This window comes from Lactobacillus melliventris, from assembly GCF_042679465.1.
In the GTDB taxonomy this organism is placed as follows: domain Bacteria; phylum Bacillota; class Bacilli; order Lactobacillales; family Lactobacillaceae; genus Lactobacillus; species Lactobacillus melliventris.
On record NZ_JBHTMT010000004.1, the window covers coordinates 1 to 21,950 of the forward strand.

Consider the following 21,950-nt stretch of genomic DNA (forward strand, 5'->3'; position numbering starts at 1 on the left):
AACTCCGATTCAATATCGGAATCAAGCCTTAAGTAAAACGATATAAAACTAACGTCCAGTTTTAGGGGTTAGCTTCACAGCTCTGCCGTTTTTGTTTGTAACAATTTTATCAAAGATCTGTCCCATTCGATTCAATGATTTGTTTGTAATAGCTAAAACTAAATTTTTTGATTCTTCTTAAAGTACCACTACCATCATTGTTTCTATCAACGTAAACAAAACCATAGCGTTTTTTCATTTCTCCTGTACCAGCTGAAACAATGTCAATAGGCCCCCACCATAAGTAACCAATTACATTGCAACCATCTTGAATTGCCTTAGCAATTTGCTCAATATGCATCTTAAGATAGTCACATCGTTCTTTATCATAAATGCAACCTTTCTTATCTGGATGTTCATCCATACCTAGACCATTTTCTACAATAAAAAGGGGTAATTCGTAACGGTCGGTTAATATGTTTAAAACATAACGTAACCCTTCGGGATCAATCGGCCAGTTCCAAGGTTGTGGTGCTTTCAGCTTTAAAAAGGGATTTTCAATACCAATCGGCCCTCCAGTATCTACTTTCATTTTTTTATCTACATCAAAGACACTACTTTTATAATAGCTAAATCCGATATAGTCACATGTAAAATTCTGAATTAGTTCTAAATCCCCTTGCTCAATTTCTGGAGCTAAATTATTTTCTTTCCAATAACGAATAATATACATAGGATAATGTCCCCGGCACATTACATCACTAAAGAAAAATGATTTTCTGGTAAAAAGATAAGCACCAAAAACATTTTTGGGATTTGGGGTATTAGGATATAGTGCAAGCTGAGAAAAGCTACACATTAGTCCCATCTTTGCTTTGCTGTCAATCTTTCTTAATATCTGAATAGCTCCTGCATTTGCCACAAACATGTTATGACTAGCCTGAAAACAATCTTTTAAACTTATATCAGATAGAGGATCATCTAGATTTCTAGGTGGTATCGGTAATATACCACCCGCTACATAAGGATATTTCATCAAATTGTTAATTTCATTAAAAGTCATCCAATAGTGAACTTTCCCTTTATATCGCTGAAAAACAGTTTGACAATACTTAATAAAAAAATCGATCATTTTACGGTTAGTCCAACCGCCGTATTTAGCTACCAAATTAAATGGAGTTTCATAATGACTCAACGTTATTATTGGTTCCATTCCTTTACTAATAATGGTATCAATAAGCTGATCATAAAACTCTAATCCTTTGTCATTTGGTTTATCCTCATCACCCTTTGGATAAATTCTAGACCAAGCAATACTTGTTCGAAAAGCTTTCAAGCCAAGCTCATGCATTAGCTCTAAATCTTCATCAAAATGATGGTAAAAATCGATCGCTTCATGAGTCAAATAAGTTTTTGTAGGATCTAGATTAAGTTCCCATATTTTCTTATTTTTATTCCATTTGATACTTGGTTTTCGGGAGTGAAGGCCAACGACTGTATCAATTACACTTGGTAGCTTGCCGTCTTCATGCCAGGCACCTTCTATCTGATTAGCGGCAACTGCTCCACCCCATAAAAAATTTTCTGGAAAAATTTTACTATTCATGATGTTCCTCAAACTATAAATATTTAGTCAACTTGTTGTTTTGCTATCTTTTCTGATACTTTCAAAAATGGTAGATATAAAATAATATGAACTGCTACTATGATAATTTGCACTAAAACTACTTTCCAATCTCCTCCACTGGCTAAAAAACCATTGACGAATGGAGGAATAGTCCATGGAACTAATACTGTTAGTGGCTTAATAAAACCTATAGCTGTCATTACGTAACCTATTGTTGTTCCAATAATTGGCCCCAAGACAAAGGGAATCATCAAAGAAACATTAAATACTACTGGAAGTCCGAATACAATTGGTTCATTAATATTAAAGATTGCAGGAGCAAGAGCTAATTTTGATACCTGTTTAAACGGCTTATATTTTGTAAATAATAAAATAGCGATTAAAAGACCAAGTGTAGCACCCGTACCTCCCATTTGACCAAAAACAAGTCTAAATGAATAATTAATTATATTAGGAGCTTGACGACCAGCTGCTGCTGCAGTCATATTCTCATTCATAGCAACCATAAGAGGAGCTTTCATAATTGAACTTGTAATGGTTGAAGGGTGAATACCAATTGAAAACACAAAATTCGCAAGCGCAAATAAAAATGTAAAACCAATAAAGCTATTACCAACTTTAGTTAAAGGTTTTTGAATAGCCATTGTAATAAAATCAATTACACTTGTATTCCATAAATCAACTAAGAGAGTTGATACTAAACAGATAATTAAAATGGTTATGAAAATTGGTATCATTAATTCAAAACTAGTAGCAACAGCAGGAGGAATTCCTTGCCCTAAATTAATTTTTAAAGCCTTTAATTTTGACAATTTAATAAAAATTTCTGTCGCCACAAAGCCAATAATAATGCCAGCAAACATACCGTTAGTACCAATTTTGTCAAAAGTTACTACTCCAATAACTTCTGTCACTTTATCGGTGCCTTTTATCGTAGCCTGATTAATTATTGGCATAATGGCAAACAAACTACCAATTGTAACTATCACTGCAGACATTGGGGAATCAAATTTTCTAGCCTTTGCTAAATAATATGAAATCATCGGCGCAACGAGCATTGCTGAAATATTTAATGTTGCATTACTAATTAAAGTTCCAAATACTTGCAATTTTGCTAACAAATCGCCATTCGTTAAAGCTGGAAAAATTACACTATTTAATAATGTACCAATACCAGCTAAGATAAACATTGGCATAATAACTTGGAAAGCATCCCTTAAAATCTTAAGGTAAGTAATATTAGCAATTTTAGCTGCCACAGCAGTAAATCTGTCAGTTAATGTCGCTTTGTTTTCGTTCATTCTATTTTTCCTTTCTAAAAAAATTGTTTTGACAAAAAATAATTAAGCACTTAATCTAAATTTAGTTTATTAAAATAAAGCGCTACCAAAAACAAAATAATTAGTTTCTTTTGTGCAAACTTTTGCTACAACATAATTAAGTAAGGAAAACAAAAATGAGTTACATGCCGATGAACTATAAGGTTAAGCAATTATATTCGACTAATATTATTTCAAATAAAAGTAATAATTTTTCACAATCAAGTCGGTGGCATAATTCTTTTGAACTATTACTTTGCTATTCAGGCAATGCAACAGTTAAAATTGGTTCTAAAAATCATAATTTGACAAAAAATAGAATACTTTTTATAAATAGTCTTAAAAGTCATTCAATAAAATCAAAAGTGCCATTTCAACTATTACGGCTAACCATTGAAAAAGAGTGTTTGTGTGAATATAAAGATATTTTTAGTACTTATGAATTTGACACAAAACTATCTGATAAAAATTATATTTCCTTAGTAAAATTAAGAAATTATATGGAAGAATTAAATATTATTCAAGAACGAAATCAAGGGCTAGAGCTAAGTTTTAGGATAAAAGCTTGTATTAATGACATCATTTTTTTACTGTTGACCGAATTTAAAGTAGGAGATTTTGATACACAGATGATCAATACCTCTCAAAAATACGAAGAAATTTTATCAAAAATAATGATTTATATAGAAGAAAATTATCATTATCCAATAACATTAGCGGAAACTGCCAAATTATTTTCATACTCTAGCACATACTTCTCTAAATTTTTTAAAAAGCATTCAGGTATTTCTTTTTCAGAGTACTTAACTAAAGTGCGTTTAAAACATGCATACTTTGACTTAACAATGACAGACTTATCAATCAATAAAATTGCCTTTAAAAATGGTTTTTCAAATTCTAGGTCTTTTAGTTCCTATTTTAAAAAACAATACGGTTACAATCCAAAAAAGTACAGGCTAGAAATCCACTGAGTAAAAATATGTTCCATAATAAAAACCTGAAATTAAAAAAATTAATTTCAGGTTTCGCTATTTTTGTAAAATTACTAAAATGAATTATTCTCTCAACACCCGTTTCGCCAAAGCAAAGTCACCAACAGTCGCAGAACCATTATTACTAATTTCCGGCATAGTGATGTATTGCTCCAATGGTGGCACGTGGACATAATTATGCAATAATGTCGCAAAATCACGCCGCACTTTTTCTAGAAATTTTTCACTAGTAACACCGCCGCCAAAAACAATTTTGTCAGGACGTAAAATTAAGGTGACTTGCAAGGCAGCCTGAGCTACGTAGTAACTCATAATATCCCAAACAGGATCTGAAAGCGGCACATCTTTACCGGCTTTATTAAGGCGAGCTTCAAAAGTAGGACCTGAAACTAAACCTTCAAGGCAATCTTTATGAAAAGGACAAATTCCTGCAAAATCCAAGTCATCTGGATGACGTTTAACTTTTACGTGACCCATTTCAGGGTGGCCTAAAGAGCCTACCAACTTACCATTAATAATAGCTCCGCCACCTACTCCAGTACCAATTGTATAGTAAACAAGAGAGTCAACATCTTCGTTTGATAACTGTGACATCACGTATTCCCCAAAAGCCGAACCATTAACATCAGTAGTAAAGAAAACTGGGACTTTAATTGTTTTAGTCAAAAATCCGACAAAGTCAGTATTGTTCCATCCCTTTTTGGGTGTATCAGTGATAAAGCCATAATTAGGTGCTGTTTTCCGCACCTCAATCGGTCCAAAAGATGCAATTCCAATGGCATCAACGGCAAATTGCTTAAAGTAATCCACTGTTTTCTGCAAAGTTTCTTCTGGTGTCGTGGTGGGAAAAGTTGTTTGATCTTTAATTTGATAATTTTCATTGCCGACTGCACAAACAAACTTGGTACCGCCAGCTTCTATTGAACCTAATAGCATTTATAACTCCTTAATTGACCTTTCATTTTAGTTACTTTTTTATTATAACTCTCAATCAGAATAAAAAATTTTTTTCTCAAATAAAAAGTGCGTCTTCCTGCAAGCCATACAAACAATTATTTAATAAAAAAGCCCGAAGCAATCATACTTCAGGCTTTATATTTTTCTTAAACTATATTATTTATCTTATCTATATTAAGTCTTTGAACAATTTTCAATCAGTAGTAGCTGTATTACCACATAATTCTATACTTGATCTATTCCTTTAATTAATCAGGATACTTTCCAATTAATAGCACTGGTATTTCTCCCATAGTCCCATACTTAACGAATTCTTTTAGTTCTTTGATAGATGTCAGTGCGATTTTCTTTTCGTGTCCTTTCAATTCATTAGCTAATGTTTCAGCTTTAGCTAATAGTTCTGCAGTTGGCTTATTATTATCTCTAGCTGTCGTAACATCCAGCTCTGCCTGCACCAAAGGTTTCAGCTTTTCATCTTCTGTATTTTTGTTATATATACCAGTTAGATATGTAGTAGAACCCTTATATTTACCATCTTTTGAAACTAAATCAACAAACATGCCATTATGAATTGGCGTAACTTTTTTAACTTTAAAAAGTGTATTGTTCTTTACAATCTTTTTAATGACTTTAGTACTATAGGGTTTACCAGTAGACTTATATAAGGCTCCCTTTGTGGCATCAGTTAGTTTAAAAACATAACCGGCCTTAGCAAACTTTTTGGACAAAGCCTTTTTTGAATAGTGAAAGAGTTTTTCTGCGCTTGTAACAGTTTTTGCTCCAACATTGTTTACAGAAAAAACTGCTCCGACAGGAAGGCTTAGCAAAGCCGCAGCTATGACAGTTTTAGAAAATTTATGAAAGTCCTTTTTCATTTTTATACCTCATTATTTCATCTTTTAGTAATAATAATGTAATTATATTACGTTCTTATTACAAAAGAAACAATAATGTACTTTTTATAATTTTAAAATATAAACAAAAAGGCTAATCATTATGATTAGCCCACTCAATTATTATTCAGTTACTATTAAATTATTCATTAGGTGCATCCTGGATTTTTACATCCGCACCAAGTAGCCGGAGTTTTTCTTGCACGCGATCATAACCACGGAGAATATTATCAGCATTGTCAATTACAGTCTCGCCATCTGCCATCAAACCAGCTATCATTAAGCAGGCTCCTGCACGAATTTCACCAGCTGAAACATTCGTACCATGAAGTTTAGCAGTTGGATGAATCAAAATAATATTATCTTCCACTTTAATGTCCGCACCCATTTTACGCAACTGCTCAATGTGACCGATTCTTTTAGGATAGATCTGGTCAATAATCACGCCTTCACCGGACTTGGCAGAAAGCAGAAGCGGAGTCACCGGCTGCTGCAAATCTGTCGCAAATCCTGGATAAGAAGACGTGCGAATTTGTGTCATTTTTAAATCGCCAGCAGGATAAACATAAAGGGAATCTTCAGTTGCATCAATTACTACACCCATTTCTTCTACCTTAGCTAAATAGGAATCAAGGTGCTCCTCAATAATATTATGAATACAGATGCCATTGCCAATGCAACCGGCAAGGGAAATATAAGTGCCCGCTTCAATTCGATCAGGAATTATAGTGTGGGGGGTCTTAGCTTGCAGCTGCTTAACTCCTTCAATCCTAATCGAATCCGTTCCGGCACCCCTGATAATTGCTCCCATATTATTTAAAAACGTAGCCAAGTCAATTATTTCAGGTTCTTTAGCAGCATTATCAATAATAGTTTGTCCCTTAGCGGTTACTGATGCCATAATTATATTCATTGTTGCGCCTACAGAAGGCATTGCTAAATGAATAGTAGCACCATGGAGCCCTTCTGCAGGGGAAGTAATTTTTATTTGATCATTCTCATTTTTTACACATGCGCCTAAGGCTTCAAATCCCTTAATATGTTGGTCAATGGGGCGGGGACCAATATCATCTCCACCAGGGAAGCCCACAACAGCCTTACCAAAACGACCAAGAAGGGCACCCATAAAATAATAAGATGCACGCAAACTCTTGATTTTACCACTTGGCAATGGGCTCATCTTAATGTGTTCTGGATTGATACGCAATGTTGTATTGTGAAAATCACTCACAACATCCATTTCACTGAGCAGATCCATTAAGTTGTCAACATCTGCAATCTTTGGAACACCTTCCAAAGTTACTGGTGTACGCGACAATATAGATGCTGGAATTAATGCGACCGTTGAATTTTTGGCACCACCAATCCAGACATCACCCTGCAGGGGCTTTCCACCATGAATTATCATTTGCTTCATTGGCGAAAAAATCCTTTTCTATTTCGTTTAGTCATAATAATGTTATAGGAATTTAACAGAAAAAACAAGAGAAGACCTTTGCCTTCCCTCACCCAAAAATCTGGTTTTTGTATTATTCAACTTTGCCAATTAAAGCTTTTCTTCAGGAAGACCACATGCAGCACCTATAAATGCTTTATATAATCCTTCCGGCCTTTGCGGTCTACTCAAAAATTCAGGGTGATATTGTGCAGCAATGAAGAATTTGTTTTTAGTTAATTCAATAATTTCAACTAAGTGGTTATCTGGTGATACTCCGGCAAAAGTCATTCCTGCTTTTTCAAATGCTTCACGATATTCATTATTGAACTCGTAACGGTGACGGTGACGCTCCTGAATGACATCTTGATTATCATATGCAGCAGCAGTCTTTGTGCCCTTCTTCAAGGTTGCTGGGTAAAGACCTAAACGCAAGGTTCCGCCAATATTTTCTTCGTCACGCTTATCAGCCATAATATCAATTACATTATGCTTAGTCTTAGGATCTGCTTCGGTGGTATTAGCATCCTTATATCCTAAAACGTCACGCGCAAATTCGACAGTCGCCATTTGCATCCCCAGGCAAACTCCTAAAAACGGAATATCATTTTCACGGGCATACTTAATTGCGGTAATCATTCCCTCAAAGCCGCGGGAGCCAAAGCCACCAGGAACGATTAAACCATCGGAACCTTCCATAAAGTCGGCAATATTATCTTCAGTCACATCTTCTGCCTGCACCTTATTAATTTTGACATCAGTATTGTAGGCGTAACCAGCATGTTTTAACGCATCAGTAACAGAAATGTATGCATCCTCAAGTTCAACATACTTACCAACAAGAGTAATTGTGGTAGTGTGTTGTAAATTTTTAACCCGTTCATCAAGCCTTTGCCATTCAGCCATATCAGCTTCATCCTTAGGACTCTTGATATGGAGAAAATCACAGACTTTTTGATCCATTCCCTGTTTTTGAAAAGCTAACGGCAAGTCAAAAAGCGATGGTGCGTTAATTGATTCAATAATACGGTCAACCGGCACATCAGTGAAGTTGGAAATTTTATCCTTATGCTCCTGATCAATTGGCATTTCAGCACGTAACACCAACATATTAGGCTGAATACCAATACTGCGCAGTTCAGCGACAGAATGTTGGGTAGGCTTAGTTTTCATTTCTTGTGCCGCATGTAAATAAGGTACTAACGTACAATGAATGTACATTACATTTTCTTCACCTACTTCACGGCGCATCTGTCTGATAGCTTCCATAAAAGGAGTAGATTCAATATCACCAACAGTACCGCCAATTTCTGAAATAACAACGTCTGAATCAGTAGTAAGACCAGCACGCATAATTTTTTGCTTAATCATGTCTGTGATATGGGGGATGACTTGAACAGTGGCACCGTGATAGTCTCCGCGCCGCTCTTTTTCCAGTACTTCTTTATAAATTTTACCGGTAGTAACATTGGAATATTTGCTGGTACGTACGTCAACAATTCTTTCATAGTGTCCTAAATCAAGGTCCGCCTCAGTACCATCATCAGTGACAAACACTTCCCCGTGTTGATAAGGATTCATTGTTCCGGGGTCAATGTTAATGTAGGGATCAAACTTTTGCATTGTCACCTTTAAACCGCGGTTTTTTAATAATCGACCTAAGCTAGAAGCGGTAATTCCCTTACCCAGTGAAGAAACAACACCGCCAGTAACGAAGATATATTTTGTCATTAGCCCAAACTCCTTTGCAAAAAATAAGAATAATCAAAAAATAAAAAAGCTCCCTCACGGGAGCTTAAACGCACATAACGTGCCCAAATAAAATACTATCTATTTTAGGACGCAAAGTCAAGAAAATTATTCATTGTCATCTTCGTCGTCATCATCGTTTAATTCTGATAACTGACCTTCAATACCATCTGGTAAGTCTTCGTCATCGTCATCATCAGTATTGACATAATCATCGTCATCATCAAAGTCATCAGGCTCATCATCAGCAGTGGCATCCAAGTCTTCATCTTCTGGATCATCATTGTCGTAATCAATAATATCATCGCTGCCAGTAGCACTTGCCAAAAAGGCATTAACTTTCTTATGGTGAGTCCGAGTATCTTCTTCATCCTCATCTTCAGGGTGATTAACCTCTTCATCTACAGATTCATACGGGAACCATGAACGAAGAGCCCACACATTTTCACCCATTGAAATAAATTCACCATCGGTGTTCATGTCAGTATAGAATTGGGGCAAACGTTCCCTTATTTCTTCATCGCTCACACCTAAGTACTTTTGCACAGCGTTAACAATATCTGCAAAAGCCATTCTCTTATTGTTATCTTCTAAAATTGCGCGAGCAACTTCAATCATTGATAATTCATTGCGATTTTTGTCTTTAAAGTCGTTTAATCCCACAATTGTATTCCTCTCTTTTAAACAGTCTTTTTTATTTTACTAGGCGTTCATGTAAAAATCAATGTGACGGTATAATTACCTATTAAGTATAGACCACTGTAAAGGTTATATTCAATCTGAAGTTCACGGGAATTATTATTTTTAGAAAAAAATTTAATAAATTCAGTTGTACTTTGCAGATCCATTTGATAACCTTGTGCCACATAGCGACAATCTTTACGTTCGCCAACTATAAAATGTAACTGCGAGTAATTATTCTGATCTCTGCCACGCCTAATAATCACATTATTTTCTCTAATCAGTATTTTAACCGGTACTTTGCCATCTTCCAAGTATGAAACTCTAGTAGTTTCACCTGATTCAATTAGTTCTCCTTGGCATTTCTTAGTAAAAGTTTCGTTTTCTTTTCCTTGAGTTATTCTACTAGTAAAATCAATTTTTACTTTAGTCATCTATCTGATTCTTTGTAATAAAAAAGCCAACCATCACGATTAGCTAATATAATTTAACATCCTTCTTAATTTTAGCAGAAAATATTATAAAACAAATTATTTTTTAACACCACTAATTAGTTTTTTTAGGTGCTGACAGCAAAATATTAATACCACCAATTATAATTAGGCTTGTACTAATAACAACAATAAATTTTTCACCAAGATGATCAAGAATTACTCCGGCAACAACTGACGAAATCGGTCCACCAATATTGGCAAATGTCCTGATAGTCGTCAAAACTCGTCCTAAGTAATTATCAGAGGTCGAAGTTTGAATAATAGATTCTTCAAGGACATTATGAATACTGGTTGCAGGGCCAAACAGGAAAAGCAGGATACAAAGCATAACCATATTCTTTAGGAAAAAGAGCATAATAATGATAGGTATAGCGCTAATAATCCAGGCCCAACCAATTGTTTTAATTTTGGCTTTCATTTTGCCACCGATGACAGCACCAAGAATTATTCCTACCAGTATACAAATGTAAAAAGTGCTATAAAGTGCCGGTTGTCCTGCCTTTGCGGCTATACGAGGCAAAATCAAGATCAGTGCAGGCTCTGCAAATGAATATAGTACGCTGGACCAAAGATAGTGAAACAAAAAGCTGTTTCCCTTTATGTAACGGTATCCGTTGAGAATTTTTTGCCAATATTTTGTTAAGCCTTCATCTTTATTCTCTTTTTCTTTAACTACATTGTGAACAGGAATATTTCTTAGAGCTCTAATTAGTAATAAAAGTCCGAGCAAGCTTAAGCATGAACAAGCTAAAATAATATCTCCACTTGTCAAAAAGGCCAGTAATGCGCCAGAAAGTGCAGTACCACCAACATTGACTAGCTGATCAACAATATTAATCTGGGAAATGATACTGGTCATTTCGCTTTCGTCTAACACAGATTCTTTTAAAATAGCCCGATCAGCGGGACCAAAAAACTCATCACAAATGGACAGAAGCCCAGCAATAATAATGGCAAAAGCGTAATATTTACTAAAGTAAATCATTGCAGCTGTTAACATAAAAAGTAGGACTACTTGGATCACCATTGAATAAATACTGGTTTTCTTGAAAGAATGATTGTCAATGAATGGCCCATAAAAAATAGAAAGGGCTGCAGTTATTGTGAAAATGGCATTGGTAATACCAACAACAGATGAACTCTTAGATTGTATTTGGATCCACCAAATAAATACCATACCAAAAAGAGAGTTGCCTAAACCACTGACTAATCGGGAAAGTAAGTACGGTCTTTTTTCTAACATGATTTTTCCTCTAAAGCTTAGCTTGTTAATATCGTTTTAAAAAAGTGTTTAAAATATATAATCGTTTGTTCTTTAAATGTTTCAAGTCATATTTAAGTTAGATTTACAAAAGAGTTTCTTTTAATAAGTTAAACAGTTATGATTTGGTCAAACTTATCTTTATTTTCTTCATGTAACTGATGACTAACAAACACAACAGTAATCTTAGGTTGATTTAAAAAGTCATTTTCAACTTTGATGGCTCCTGCTTTATCTAAGCTGCTAGTCGATTCATCCAGTAAGAATAACTTACGATTGCGTAACAATCCTCGAGCTAAAGCCAAACGTTGCTTTTGCCCACCAGATAAACTAGCGCCACCTTCGCCAACTGGGGTATCTAGTTTCTGAGGCAAAGTGCTGACAAAATCCCATAGATCAGCCTTTTCCAATGCAGATTTTATTTCTTCGTCAGTAAAATGCTGGCCAAGTTCCAGATTATAGCGCACAGTAGCATTGAAAAGATATGCTGTTTGATCAATGTAAACAATGTTAGACCGTAATGTACAATTATCCATATTTTTAATCTCGGTTTGGTCTATTTGAAGATCACCTGTATAGTCGGTCAACCTACCAGCTAAAATTTTTAATAGCGTACTCTTACCACTACCTGATTCTCCATCAACAGCAATTTTTTGACCATCATGAATGGTAAAGTTGAGTGGCTTTTTAAATACTGGCTTACCTGGATGATAAGCAATTTGTAAATTTTTAGCTGTAATATTAATGTCAGCAATTTTACTACCGCCTTGAGTATGAGCTTTAAGTGGCTTGTCTAATTGGTATTTGCTAAAAATCGGATTGAGTGCCTGCAATTCAGTCAATATCGGTGCAATAACCGCTAATGAATTAAAAACATTAAAGGCAAGCGAAGTAGATGAATTAATTACCCCAATAGTTACCTGCTTTTCTAAAATCAGAAAACCTGTCCAAGCTTGAATAGCTACTTGACTGATAACATTGCTGGCCCCAGCTATACTGCCATTATATGAGCTATACTTTGCTTGTCGTACTTTCGCCCCAATTAATTTTTTTATAGCATCAGTAATACGCTTTTCTATTTGTTGTTCTGAAGTAAAAATATTATAAGTAGCAAACCCTTGTAAGCAATCATTAATTACATTAACCACTTTTTCATTTTCCTTACTAGTAGTGAAGTTGCTGGTGGCGACTTTCTTTCGCACAAGCTGAGGTAATCCCAAAGTAAAAAGGGTCAAAATGGCTACCAGAGGCAGAAAAGTCCAATTAAATTTTATCAATGCAATTAGAGAAAAGATGGAATCACCAAAAATTTGTACCATTGAGAATAAATTTGTAAAACCATTTTCTTCAACTAAATTCATGTCATTAGTCAGCCATGATGTGTAAACTCCAGTATCATGTTTTTCAAACCTGGAAACCGAATAATCTTCTATGTGTTCAATAATATCCTGACGTAACCTTAAGCTAAGAAACTGCACCGTTTTTACGCTCAATACTTGTTCACTAATTAAGAATACAGTCATTACCAAAAACAATAAGATATTGAGCAAAATGTATTTAAAAAATGCTTGAAAATCAAGTTTAATTAAACTATTTAAAATGAAAACATTAATTAATGAATTAAGAACCCGAAAAGCTGAGCAAATCAGTTGGAGAATTACTACCAAAGTTACTTTTGCCGGTTCTTGTTTAACGTATTTAAACAAATTTTTCATAAAACTTTACCTTAGGAACATCATCTTAAAATTAAAAACTACTTTTGTTTCATTTTACCATTAATTTTTAATAATAAATTATTTTTTGTAAAAAATTTTAATAAATAAAAAGGCTCCGAAAGTTAATAAACTTTTGAAACCCTGTCTGGATGGAAAACTGGTTTATTTTAGTTTTAAATCTTCTAATTTCATTATTAAATTTAATTATTTTGATACAATTTCAAATAGCAGAGGTTCTGCAAGCTCTAATTATAAATAAGTTTATAACAACTTAAGAAATATTTTCTAATTTCTAAATTCCTGTTCTATCAATACTTTAGGCAATCAAATTTCAAAAAAAAAAGAAACCTAAAGGTCTCTTTTTAATATTAACTAATTTAACATATTAATTAAACTATTCTTCAGCAACAACGACAATTAGAGTTCTTAACAAATCCATAATTTACTCCTTTACATATTAAATAAATTCTTAATTACTATTCTAATTCTATTTTTATAAATTGTGGGTATTTTTTCATATTTGAAAATCACCTATTCATTTTATTTACAAATGTATCATATCCTGCTTTTTTTAGAATATTTTTTATTTCATTCGCCTCGTCGTATTTATTCCCAATTTTGTTTTCAAAATACACGCCTAAGATTTTGGGAAAGGCAACTTCAATTATGTTAGGTAAAGATCTTAAATAACTTAATGGTAAATAACAAAATTCTTTTTTATCCTTCCTATAACTCCAATCAACAAAATTAATCATTAACGCACCTAAAACAACAACAGTTTTCCGATCCAAATTATCAGTATCCTTATAGCGACGAATAATACTACTAATTAAAAAGTTAGATTCTTCAATACTATAAATTTGAATAATATTTGTAATTAATATTAATCGATAATATTCGTTTTCTTCCGTATCCCTTTGAAATATAACTTTTTTTATTTGCTTTTTTTCACTATTTGTTAAGTTGCTTAAAGCATTAACATCATGTGTATTAGAAATTAATTTTGCTTGTAAAATAGCAAACTTAATAAAGGGTGTTTGCGGTGTTATTTTATTAAGTTTATTTATGATACTATTAATAGCTACGTCATTGTCCTCATTAGCAACCCTTACTAACTTGTTCATTAAAGCTGTTACTGTTTTTTTATTATTTTTTATGCCCTTAAATTCATCAAAAAATTCTTGTGGGTCAACATTGTGCTTCTGTAAAATTTCCAGAAAATCATTTACACCAATGTCATTTAAGCCTCGCTCGACCTTTGAATAAAAGGAAACGGAAATTACACCAGCTGCCATTTCTGTTTGAGTTAAGCCTAATTCCTGACGTAAGGCTTTTAATTTGTTGCCTATATAGTTCATATGATCTCCCATCTATTTAATAATATTAGTGCCTTTACAATTATGAACAGTTTTGCCACAACTGGCAAAACTCATTATTTAATTTTAATAAAAATAATATTAACGGCAACTGTATTAAACTAAAAGGCTTAAGTTTGTTATAATTTAGGTATCAAATAACCTTTAAAGACTAATCTAGTAATTTTCGAGGATTTTATATGCCAAATTTCTACAGCCAAAAACTTAAAAAAGAAGTAGTTTTAAGAGATCCGGTTCATGAATACATCCATATTGAAGATCAGGTAATACTTGATATTTTAAAAACCAAAGAATTTCAGCGTATGCGGAGAATAAAGCAACTCGGGCCAATCTCATATGTTTTTCCTGGTGCAACTCATACACGCTTTGAACACAATTTAGGTGTCTATGAACTGACACGCAGAATTTGTAATATTTTTGCCAAAAAATATCCTTCTCAACGCTCAGGTGATGGTCTCTGGGACGATAACAACAGACTCCTTGTTGAATGTGCGGGACTACTGCATGATATTGGTCACGGCCCCTATTCACATACTTTCGAGCATCTTTTTGGTACAAATCACGAAAAAATCGGTCAAAAAATTATCACTGATCCAAATACCGAAATCAATCAGGTTTTGAGATCTGTTTCACCCAATTTTCCAGCTCTTGTAGCTAGCGTTATTGCCAAAACTTATCCTAATCCACAGGTGGTAAAAATGATATCCAGTCAGGCAGATGCTGACAGAATGGACTATTTGCAACGTGACGCTTATTTTACTGGTGTAACCTACGGTAAATTCGATTTATCAAGAATTTTACAGGAAATTCGTCCCTACAATGAGGGAATCTGCTTCACAATGGCAGGTATGCATGCTGTTGAAGATTATATTGTTTCCCGTTATCAAATGTATCAACAAGTTTACTTTCATAGAGTTGGTCGTTCAATGGAAGTAATTTTACAACATTTGCTTGAAAGAGCAAAAATTATTTACCAGCAGGGTAATTTGCCAGTAACACCAAGTTTAGCCAAATTCTTAGCCAATGACTGGACGCTTGATGATTATTTGAAGCTAGATGATGGCGTAATGGAAACTAATTTTTCAATGTGGACTAAAGTTAGTGACCCAATTTTGGCGGATCTAACCAAACGCTACCTTTTTAGACAACCCTTAGCCAGTATTTGTATTGATCAGGAAACCAAAAATTTACTACCCAAACTGAAAGATTTGATTAAACAAGCAGGTTTTGATCCAAACTATTATACAGATACCAATTCGGCTTTTGACGAGCCATACGATGCCTATAAGCCATCAGGCAAAAATGCCAACAGTCAAATTGAAATCATGCAGGATGACGGACAATTGATTGAATTGTCACAATTAAGTCCACTTGTAAGATCATTAAATGGCACACTTCAAGGCGATGAACGTTTCTTTTTTCCAAAAATAATGATGTCAAATAGTGATGAACCCCAAATTTTTGATCCCCTATACCAAAAATTCCAACGTTACGTTAAAAATGGTGCGTTAAGATATATAAGAAAGCCTAAGAAATAAAAAATATTCATAAATTATTCTTCCAATTTAACAAAAAGGTGAAAATTTCATTATTTAAAAAGACTTAGAACAGGTAATAATCAGCCTATAGCTATTAATGAAGAATATTTAAATTTCGATATAATGCAAAATATTGATTTGGCTCTTTTGAAAAATCAAAATACCAATATTTAAAAAAATGTAAGTTACCACTAATTGAGAACTACGCTGAAATTAACGCAGTTAGAGCCACAAAAGAGCAACAAAGCTTATTACATTTGAGTGTTGACTTTCTTTTAAAAACTTTAGCTAACGTTGATACAATTTCCATATCTGGTAAGCGGGTACCTCTAGGAGTATTTGTTTCATACTATAACCCTGACTTATATACATATAGATTTAATGGCTCGAACATTTAAAAACCTTATCTCGCTTTTTAAAACGAAATAAGGCTTTTTTAACAATACACAAGTTGTTCACTGTCTAACTTATTAACACAATACTTTTTTCAATCATGATATAATAAATTTTGCATTATAAAGAAGTGATTTTTTTGATAATTTATCAACACATCACATCTATATCAAAATAAATTTGATAAAATTACTTTAAATATAATTAAATGTTTTCAATTAATTCCGAATTAATCTATCTAAGGAGTGGCTATCTTGTCGGCTATAAAGAAAGAAGAATTGATAGCTAAAGATATTCAATACCAAATTGAACAAGGCTTCATTAAATATGAACAAAAATTGACTGAACGTACTACAGCCAAAAATTATTCAGTGTCTCGCGGAACTGCCAGAATGGCTTTAAAAAGACTGGAAAAGCAGGGGTTGATCTCTCGCAAACCGGCAGCAGGTTACTTTGTTAACTACCGTAAACATGAACCTCTTTTAAATTTGATTAATTCTTTTTCAAATAAACTTGATTACCTTAATATTTCTCAACATGACACCAAATATGAAATACTGAGACATAAATTCATTGACACCGACAAAGAGCTTTCTGAAAAATTAAAGGTGTTATTGGGAACAAAAATTCTACTAATAACTCTCAGATCTGTTGAAAAAGAATCAAACGGTTATGTAGTTTATAGAATTTTTTTACCAACTGACAAAAATTTTTCAACAAATAAAGAAGAAATAATTTTTAATAAAATCAAAGAAAAATTACAAACAGCACAAGATGCAGATGTTACTTTAAGCTTCTGTTTTGCTGATAAGCTAATTGCTAAAGCTCTTCACGTCAAAGTGCAGGATCCTTTGCTATCTGTTGAAACTACATTTACCACTACAAGCAATCAGACTTGTTTTTTTATAGAACAATATAGTGACGCCAAAAATACGGTAAGTATTATGCCGTCTCAGATAATAAGTGAAAAACTTGGTACATTTAATGAATAAAATTTCTTATAAAGCTCCTTTATACGAACAAATTGAACACCTTTTATACGAAAAAATTAGAACTCAAGAGTATTTACCGGGGCAAAAAATACCTAGTGAGCGTGAACTAGCTGAACACTATAAAATAAGCAGGACTACCACAAAGCGTGCTATCAATTCCTTAGTTGAACACGGGTTATTAGTGAGAAAACTGGGAAAAGGAACTTTCGTCGTCAGTGGTATTGACCAACGCTTTAATATTTCATTTGACAGTTCCCGTTCCCTGACCAATTCAATGTCTCTTAAAGGAATTATTATCACAAACAAACAAATTAAATTTTTTACTAATATTGATTCAAAATTTTTACGGCAAAAATTAGCTCTTAATGAAACTGAGCCCGTTTATGGGGTTCAACGTTTAAAGTTACATTGTGGCAAACCCTTTGCACTTGAAAATTCCTTTGTTCCGGGAAAGTTCTTCCCTAACTTTTATCAAATTGATTTTAATAATATCGGTTTATACGATTATATTGAAAGCATGGGACACTTTTTAAAGGCACATCAAACTTATCAGCAACTCGAAACCTTGATGCCAGTAGAAGCAAAACTATTACAAATTAGTACCAACTCATTTGTTTTCAAATCTTGTTATTCAACCGCCGATCAAAATCAAGATATCATTGAATATACTGAAAGCTACGTCATTGCAAGCGAAGGCTCAATCCGTTATCACATAGACCTCAGTAAGTAAAAATTATATTTTTTTAGAAAATACCGGCCAGGAAAAAATAACCAAAGCAAATAAAGCCATTAATATACAGATTAAGAATAAAAATTCGTAATTGGAATTATCAATAATCAGTGCTCCAAACAGTGGGCCTATTGCTTTACCTAGAGCGCTAAACATTTGAACTCTGCCCTGATAATAACCAGTTAAATTTTTTGGTGATTCAATGTCTACAAAGCTGGCAACCCCTGGAAAAAGCAATATCTCTCCTAGTGTGAGTAAACACATAGATGTCACATAAAGACCATAATTGTCTTTAAAAGGTAATAATAAAAGTGCAAATGATGCCAGCAATAATAAAATACCTATATTTAATCGTCCTCTAATATGTTTTAACAATAATTCATCAAAATGAGTAACAACAGGTTGAAATAGGACGATCAGAATTGCATTAAATGTCCAGAGAAAGCTGTAACTTTTAACTTTAAAGCCTTTTTCTACCATAAAAGTTGAAAGATTGCTCTGCCATTGTTCATAAATGAGCCAGCAAATTAAAACCATGACAAGAGCGCCTAAAATCTTGGGTGTTAATTTTCCCTTTTTTATTGCTTGCTTTCTGTCGCCCATTGTTTGGTTAAACTGAATATTATAATTAATAACAGCTACCACTAAAAATAGTATTTGAATTATTGTTGCAATGGCAAATACGTAGCCAATTCCCAAAGGCATAATATATCCGACTGTGAGCGTTCCAAAAACTAAACCAAAGTTTGACGCAAAGTATAAGAGGTTAAATACATAGCTTGAACGATGATTTCCGACTCTAGTCGCCAAAGAATTTTCACAAGTTACAGAAATACCGTTTGCAAGACCAGACAAAATGAGCAATAAAGCATAGGCCGGCCAAGCATGAAAAAAGATAAGTCCGCCTAAAGCAAATATATTTAAAACTATTCCCAGTAAAATAGAGTAATAGGGACTCCAACTATCAAACAATTTTCCACCTATCAAACTACCTAACATAGTGGCAAACTGATTTAAAAATAGGACGGATGCTGCAATTACCAAGCTTTTATGTAATGTTTCATGGATATAAATTGTGTTTAAAGGCCAAATAAAACTCATTGCAGTATTAGTAATTAAAACACCAAGAAGTAGCCACTTTAAAGAAATAGACTGTCTTTTTTTTAACACTTTTTTCACCTTGTTTTTTATTTAAAAAACAAAAAGAAATGAGTTTATTTAATCTCATTTCTTTTTGATGACTCTTAAATTAAATATTAGTTAGACTCCTAATATATTAAAGTAAGCTCCTGCTATACTTACGATTAAGACAATCAACATAATTAACAATGGATTCATTTTCTTCTTAAGCATCCAGTACATCACACCAAATAGTGCTAAGACACCTAGTCCCGGGGCGATACCATCAAGTAGTCCTTGGATCGTCTGGGCGCCCTTACCGGAACCTATTTTTGTAATAAAGTTAATTTTTGACATGCTCATCGTCATGCCACCAACAACCATGATCCCCATGATTGAAGCATATTCCATAACCTTATCCATAATACCGGACTTCTTTAGTTTATCAATCACGTTTGAGCCAAGACCGTATCCTAAAAAAGTCATGACATATCTGATTATAAAATGTGGTACATCAAAAATTATCAAGAAAAGTAAAGGTCCCAATATATTTCCCTGCATTGCTAAGGAAGTACCAACACCAGTAGCTAGTATTCTTAATGTTCCCCAGAAGAAAGCATCACCAACTCCTGATAAAGGACCCATCATAGCGAGTTTCACAGCCGAAATTGATTGCGTATCAAAATCTGGATCACTCGCATTTTGCTCTTCCATAGCAGTAGCAATGCCTTCTGGTAAAGTAATAATATACGGAGTAACATTATAAACTTCTAGACTTCGCGTCAATGCAGCTGATAAATCTTCTTTTTTAGGATAAAGTTTCTTTAAGATTGGAATCATGGCAAAAGTATAGCCAACATTCATCATTCTTTCGTAGTTCCACAAATGCTCTGTTGGAATACTGCGCCAAAATACTTTTTGTAGATCCTTTTTAGTAATTTTACCTTTATATTCAGGCTGTATTTTAAAACTCATCGAAACCATCTCCTTGTTCTTCTGTTGCTTGTCCTGTGGCGGGTTCAGTGGCTGCAGATTGACCTTTCTTATCATCTTTTCTCTCAACAAAGATGTACATTACAATGATGATTAAAGCAGCAAATAAAGCTACACCTGTTGTTGATAAGTTACCGTAAGCAACCATGAAGAAACCAATGAAAAAGAACACAGCAACTTTCTTGTTCATTATCATTTGTGCTAACATGGCAAATCCTAATGCTGGCAGTAACCCTGAAGCAATAGTCATCCCCGTCGAGATAAATTTAGGCATATTGCTGAGTAAAGTAGTAACCGCATGTTGACCAAAGTAAAATGCGGTTGGTACGATAACTAAGCCCGGTAATTTACCAGCATAACCACCAAGGATCATATTACGTGCAATTGCCTTAGTATCTCCATCCTGGGCATTTTTATCAATTCTGTGAACAAAGATCAACTTTAGTGGCTGACCAATTGCAGTTTCTAAAGCCAATACTATAGTAGCAATTGGAATACCCAATGTTAAAGCAGCTGCTGAATCCGCATGTGCTTGAATTGCCAAAGCAGTTCCTAAAATAGTTCCAGAAACCATGTCAGGCGGAATATAAGCACCAATGGAAACTGAACCTACCATGGCGAGTTCCATGGCACCGCCCATAATGATGCCGTCTTTTAAATCGCCCAATACAAGTCCTGTTAACATCCCCATAACTAGTGGACGTTGAATTAAACTCGTACCAGTAAAAGCATCACTATAGCCTATTAAAGCCACAATGAAAATCAAAAATGTTTTTAAAATCATTTAGAACATCTCCTTTACCGCTCTAAATTACGTTTTTAGCCTCAATCTTATTTTCTGTAGGTACCATTTGTATAAAGACATCAACCCCTTCATCAATTAATTCTTTAATTGTTCGTTTTTCGTCTTCATTAATATAAATACTCTTGCTAATCTTTTGTTTGCCGTCACCAAATGAGATGTTGCCCAAATTAACTGATTTAATATTAAATTCACGAGCTAACTTAGCCGCTATTTCAACAGTTTCACAAATAATGAATAGACTGTAGCGATCGGTTTTGCCACTCTTGATGACATCAATTGCACCTTGTGTGTCCTTTACTACTACCTTGACACCACTGGGCTTAGCCAAAGCAAGCATTTGCAATCTTAACTTATCATTTTTCAAAGTGTCACTAACTAGCAAGAGTGCATCAGCCCCAAGAGTTCCTGTCCATGACACAGCGACTTGGCCATGCAATAGACGGTAATCAACTCTGATCATTTTAATCATTTAAAACATCCCCTTAGAAATCATCACTTAAACTACTCGTTTGTTTAGTGAGTGTTTGATTTACATACTGAATCCCATTTTTTGCTTCTGCAATTGTCTTTTGGATTGTTTCATCCAAGGTTTTTTCATTTGACAATAATAGTTGTACTATCATTGGTAAATTGACTCCCGAGATGATATGCAGATTCTGGTATTGATCTAACATTTTCCCTAATGTTGTATTAACGCTACCACCAAGGATATCTGTTAGCACAACAACAGGCTCAGAAGAATGTTTTGCTAAAAACTCAGCAATCATTTTTTGATAATCTAAATGTTCATCAGTATAAGCTGCTATAGCATGTAAATTTTTTTGCGGACCCATAATGAATTCCGCTGTCTTTTTCACGCCAACAGCCATCTCTTCATGCGTACATATCAATACTTGAACCAT

The 21,950-nt window shown here is 33.9% G+C and carries 20 protein-coding genes; 4 read left to right on the forward strand and 16 right to left on the reverse strand.

Going from position 1 to position 21,950, the window contains the following annotated elements; all coding sequences use genetic code 11:
* Positions 1-109 precede the first annotated feature (109 nt).
* Together ACFQ32_RS05270 and ACFQ32_RS05275 are read right to left on the reverse strand one after the other, a co-directional pair.
* Positions 110-1,585 carry a glycoside hydrolase family 1 protein gene (locus tag ACFQ32_RS05270; RefSeq protein ID WP_046325410.1) on the reverse strand — a complete coding sequence of 492 codons (1,476 nt, stop codon included), beginning with the start codon at positions 1,583-1,585 and terminating at the stop codon, positions 110-112.
* Between the two features lie 23 nt (positions 1,586-1,608).
* On the reverse strand, positions 1,609-2,907 hold the full coding sequence (locus ACFQ32_RS05275; RefSeq protein ID WP_046325411.1) for a PTS sugar transporter subunit IIC: 1,299 nt from the start codon (positions 2,905-2,907) through the stop codon (positions 1,609-1,611).
* Positions 2,908-3,077: 170 nt separating this feature from the next.
* Here ACFQ32_RS05275 and ACFQ32_RS05280 point away from each other — a divergent pair, with 170 nt between their 5' ends.
* Positions 3,078-3,896, forward strand: a complete 819-nt coding sequence (locus tag ACFQ32_RS05280) for an AraC family transcriptional regulator (protein WP_167334248.1) — start codon at positions 3,078-3,080, stop codon at positions 3,894-3,896.
* Positions 3,897-3,980: 84 nt separating this feature from the next.
* On the opposite strand, the gene scrK is transcribed toward ACFQ32_RS05280, so the two are convergent.
* The 9 genes from scrK to ACFQ32_RS05325 all read right to left on the reverse strand — a co-directional run bounded on the left by scrK (position 3,981) and on the right by ACFQ32_RS05325 (position 14,460).
* Entirely contained in the window at positions 3,981-4,853 is an 873-nt protein-coding gene (gene scrK / locus ACFQ32_RS05285; RefSeq protein ID WP_046325413.1) for a fructokinase ScrK, read from the reverse strand.
* Positions 4,854-5,122: 269 nt separating this feature from the next.
* Positions 5,123-5,749: a hypothetical protein gene (locus ACFQ32_RS05290; RefSeq protein ID WP_046325414.1), complete on the reverse strand. Its 627-nt coding sequence runs from the start codon at positions 5,747-5,749 to the stop codon at positions 5,123-5,125.
* A 160-nt stretch (positions 5,750-5,909) separates the two neighbouring features.
* On the reverse strand, positions 5,910-7,184 hold the full coding sequence (locus ACFQ32_RS05295) for a UDP-N-acetylglucosamine 1-carboxyvinyltransferase (RefSeq protein WP_046325415.1): 1,275 nt from the start codon (positions 7,182-7,184) through the stop codon (positions 5,910-5,912).
* A 129-nt stretch (positions 7,185-7,313) separates the two neighbouring features.
* Entirely contained in the window at positions 7,314-8,933 is a 1,620-nt protein-coding gene (locus tag ACFQ32_RS05300) for a CTP synthase (protein WP_046325416.1), read from the reverse strand.
* Between the two features lie 126 nt (positions 8,934-9,059).
* On the reverse strand, positions 9,060-9,614 hold the full coding sequence (rpoE, locus tag ACFQ32_RS05305) for a DNA-directed RNA polymerase subunit delta (protein ID WP_046325417.1): 555 nt from the start codon (positions 9,612-9,614) through the stop codon (positions 9,060-9,062).
* A 47-nt stretch (positions 9,615-9,661) separates the two neighbouring features.
* Entirely contained in the window at positions 9,662-10,066 is a 405-nt protein-coding gene (locus ACFQ32_RS05310; RefSeq protein ID WP_046325418.1) for a DUF1934 domain-containing protein, read from the reverse strand.
* 112 nt (positions 10,067-10,178) lie between these two features.
* Positions 10,179-11,369 (reverse strand): MFS transporter, encoded by a 1,191-nt coding sequence (locus ACFQ32_RS05315; protein ID WP_046325419.1) that lies wholly within the window; start codon positions 11,367-11,369, stop codon positions 10,179-10,181.
* A gap of 128 nt (positions 11,370-11,497) precedes the next feature.
* Positions 11,498-13,102, reverse strand: a complete 1,605-nt coding sequence (locus tag ACFQ32_RS05320; protein WP_046325420.1) for an ABC transporter ATP-binding protein — start codon at positions 13,100-13,102, stop codon at positions 11,498-11,500.
* Between the two features lie 527 nt (positions 13,103-13,629).
* Positions 13,630-14,460 carry a helix-turn-helix domain-containing protein gene (locus ACFQ32_RS05325; RefSeq protein WP_046325421.1) on the reverse strand — a complete coding sequence of 277 codons (831 nt, stop codon included), beginning with the start codon at positions 14,458-14,460 and terminating at the stop codon, positions 13,630-13,632.
* Between the two features lie 197 nt (positions 14,461-14,657).
* On the opposite strand from ACFQ32_RS05325, the gene ACFQ32_RS05330 reads away from it, so the two are divergent.
* The 3 genes from ACFQ32_RS05330 (at position 14,658) to ACFQ32_RS05340 (ending at position 18,131) form a co-directional block, all read left to right on the forward strand.
* Positions 14,658-16,016 (forward strand): HD domain-containing protein, encoded by a 1,359-nt coding sequence (locus ACFQ32_RS05330; RefSeq protein WP_046325422.1) that lies wholly within the window; start codon positions 14,658-14,660, stop codon positions 16,014-16,016.
* Between the two features lie 647 nt (positions 16,017-16,663).
* Complete coding sequence (locus tag ACFQ32_RS05335) at positions 16,664-17,401, forward strand: GntR family transcriptional regulator (RefSeq protein WP_046325423.1); 738 nt, start codon at positions 16,664-16,666, stop codon at positions 17,399-17,401.
* Positions 17,394-18,131, forward strand: a complete 738-nt coding sequence (locus tag ACFQ32_RS05340; protein WP_143444027.1) for a GntR family transcriptional regulator — start codon at positions 17,394-17,396, stop codon at positions 18,129-18,131. Before ACFQ32_RS05335 ends, ACFQ32_RS05340 begins: the two co-directional genes overlap by 8 nt.
* A gap of 3 nt (positions 18,132-18,134) precedes the next feature.
* Here ACFQ32_RS05340 and ACFQ32_RS05345 read toward each other — a convergent pair whose 3' ends face one another.
* The 5 genes from ACFQ32_RS05345 to ACFQ32_RS05365 all read right to left on the reverse strand — a co-directional run bounded on the left by ACFQ32_RS05345 (position 18,135) and on the right by ACFQ32_RS05365 (position 21,950).
* On the reverse strand, positions 18,135-19,301 hold the full coding sequence (locus ACFQ32_RS05345; RefSeq protein ID WP_046325425.1) for an MDR family MFS transporter: 1,167 nt from the start codon (positions 19,299-19,301) through the stop codon (positions 18,135-18,137).
* A 90-nt stretch (positions 19,302-19,391) separates the two neighbouring features.
* Positions 19,392-20,225 carry a PTS system mannose/fructose/sorbose family transporter subunit IID gene (locus ACFQ32_RS05350; RefSeq protein WP_046325426.1) on the reverse strand — a complete coding sequence of 278 codons (834 nt, stop codon included), beginning with the start codon at positions 20,223-20,225 and terminating at the stop codon, positions 19,392-19,394.
* The gene (locus tag ACFQ32_RS05355; RefSeq protein WP_046325427.1) at positions 20,215-21,027 is read right to left on the reverse strand and encodes a PTS mannose/fructose/sorbose/N-acetylgalactosamine transporter subunit IIC; all 813 of its coding nucleotides are present in this window, start codon (positions 21,025-21,027) and stop codon (positions 20,215-20,217) included. Before ACFQ32_RS05355 ends, ACFQ32_RS05350 begins: the two co-directional genes overlap by 11 nt.
* A 22-nt stretch (positions 21,028-21,049) precedes the next feature.
* Positions 21,050-21,517: a PTS sugar transporter subunit IIB gene (locus ACFQ32_RS05360; RefSeq protein ID WP_046325428.1), complete on the reverse strand. Its 468-nt coding sequence runs from the start codon at positions 21,515-21,517 to the stop codon at positions 21,050-21,052.
* 13 nt (positions 21,518-21,530) lie between these two features.
* Positions 21,531-21,950, reverse strand: coding sequence for a PTS sugar transporter subunit IIA (locus tag ACFQ32_RS05365; RefSeq protein ID WP_046325429.1), 420 nt, complete (start codon positions 21,948-21,950; stop codon positions 21,531-21,533).

Excerpts from the sequence above, each read along its gene's own strand:
- ACFQ32_RS05290 (WP_046325414.1), bottom strand. The coding sequence starts at position 5,749 with ATGAAAAAGGACTTTCATAAATTTTCTAAAACTGTCATAGCTGCGGCT.
- ACFQ32_RS05295 (WP_046325415.1), bottom strand. The coding sequence starts at position 7,184 with ATGAAGCAAATGATAATTCATGGTGGAAAGCCCCTGCAGGGTGATGTC.
- ACFQ32_RS05365 (WP_046325429.1), bottom strand. The coding sequence starts at position 21,950 with ATGGTTCAAGTATTGATATGTACGCATGAAGAGATGGCTGTTGGCGTG.
- ACFQ32_RS05275 (WP_046325411.1), bottom strand. The coding sequence starts at position 2,907 with ATGAACGAAAACAAAGCGACATTAACTGACAGATTTACTGCTGTGGCA.
- ACFQ32_RS05300 (WP_046325416.1), bottom strand. The coding sequence starts at position 8,933 with ATGACAAAATATATCTTCGTTACTGGCGGTGTTGTTTCTTCACTGGGT.
- ACFQ32_RS05325 (WP_046325421.1), bottom strand. The coding sequence starts at position 14,460 with ATGAACTATATAGGCAACAAATTAAAAGCCTTACGTCAGGAATTAGGC.
- ACFQ32_RS05340 (WP_143444027.1), top strand. The coding sequence starts at position 17,394 with ATGAATAAAATTTCTTATAAAGCTCCTTTATACGAACAAATTGAACAC.
- ACFQ32_RS05280 (WP_167334248.1), top strand. The coding sequence starts at position 3,078 with ATGAACTATAAGGTTAAGCAATTATATTCGACTAATATTATTTCAAAT.
- ACFQ32_RS05350 (WP_046325426.1), bottom strand. The coding sequence starts at position 20,225 with ATGAGTTTTAAAATACAGCCTGAATATAAAGGTAAAATTACTAAAAAG.
- ACFQ32_RS05315 (WP_046325419.1), bottom strand. The coding sequence starts at position 11,369 with ATGTTAGAAAAAAGACCGTACTTACTTTCCCGATTAGTCAGTGGTTTA.
- ACFQ32_RS05360 (WP_046325428.1), bottom strand. The coding sequence starts at position 21,517 with ATGATTAAAATGATCAGAGTTGATTACCGTCTATTGCATGGCCAAGTC.
- ACFQ32_RS05355 (WP_046325427.1), bottom strand. The coding sequence starts at position 21,027 with ATGATTTTAAAAACATTTTTGATTTTCATTGTGGCTTTAATAGGCTAT.
- ACFQ32_RS05330 (WP_046325422.1), top strand. The coding sequence starts at position 14,658 with ATGCCAAATTTCTACAGCCAAAAACTTAAAAAAGAAGTAGTTTTAAGA.
- scrK (WP_046325413.1), bottom strand. The coding sequence starts at position 4,853 with ATGCTATTAGGTTCAATAGAAGCTGGCGGTACCAAGTTTGTTTGTGCA.
- ACFQ32_RS05310 (WP_046325418.1), bottom strand. The coding sequence starts at position 10,066 with ATGACTAAAGTAAAAATTGATTTTACTAGTAGAATAACTCAAGGAAAA.
- ACFQ32_RS05320 (WP_046325420.1), bottom strand. The coding sequence starts at position 13,102 with ATGAAAAATTTGTTTAAATACGTTAAACAAGAACCGGCAAAAGTAACT.
- ACFQ32_RS05270 (WP_046325410.1), bottom strand. The coding sequence starts at position 1,585 with ATGAATAGTAAAATTTTTCCAGAAAATTTTTTATGGGGTGGAGCAGTT.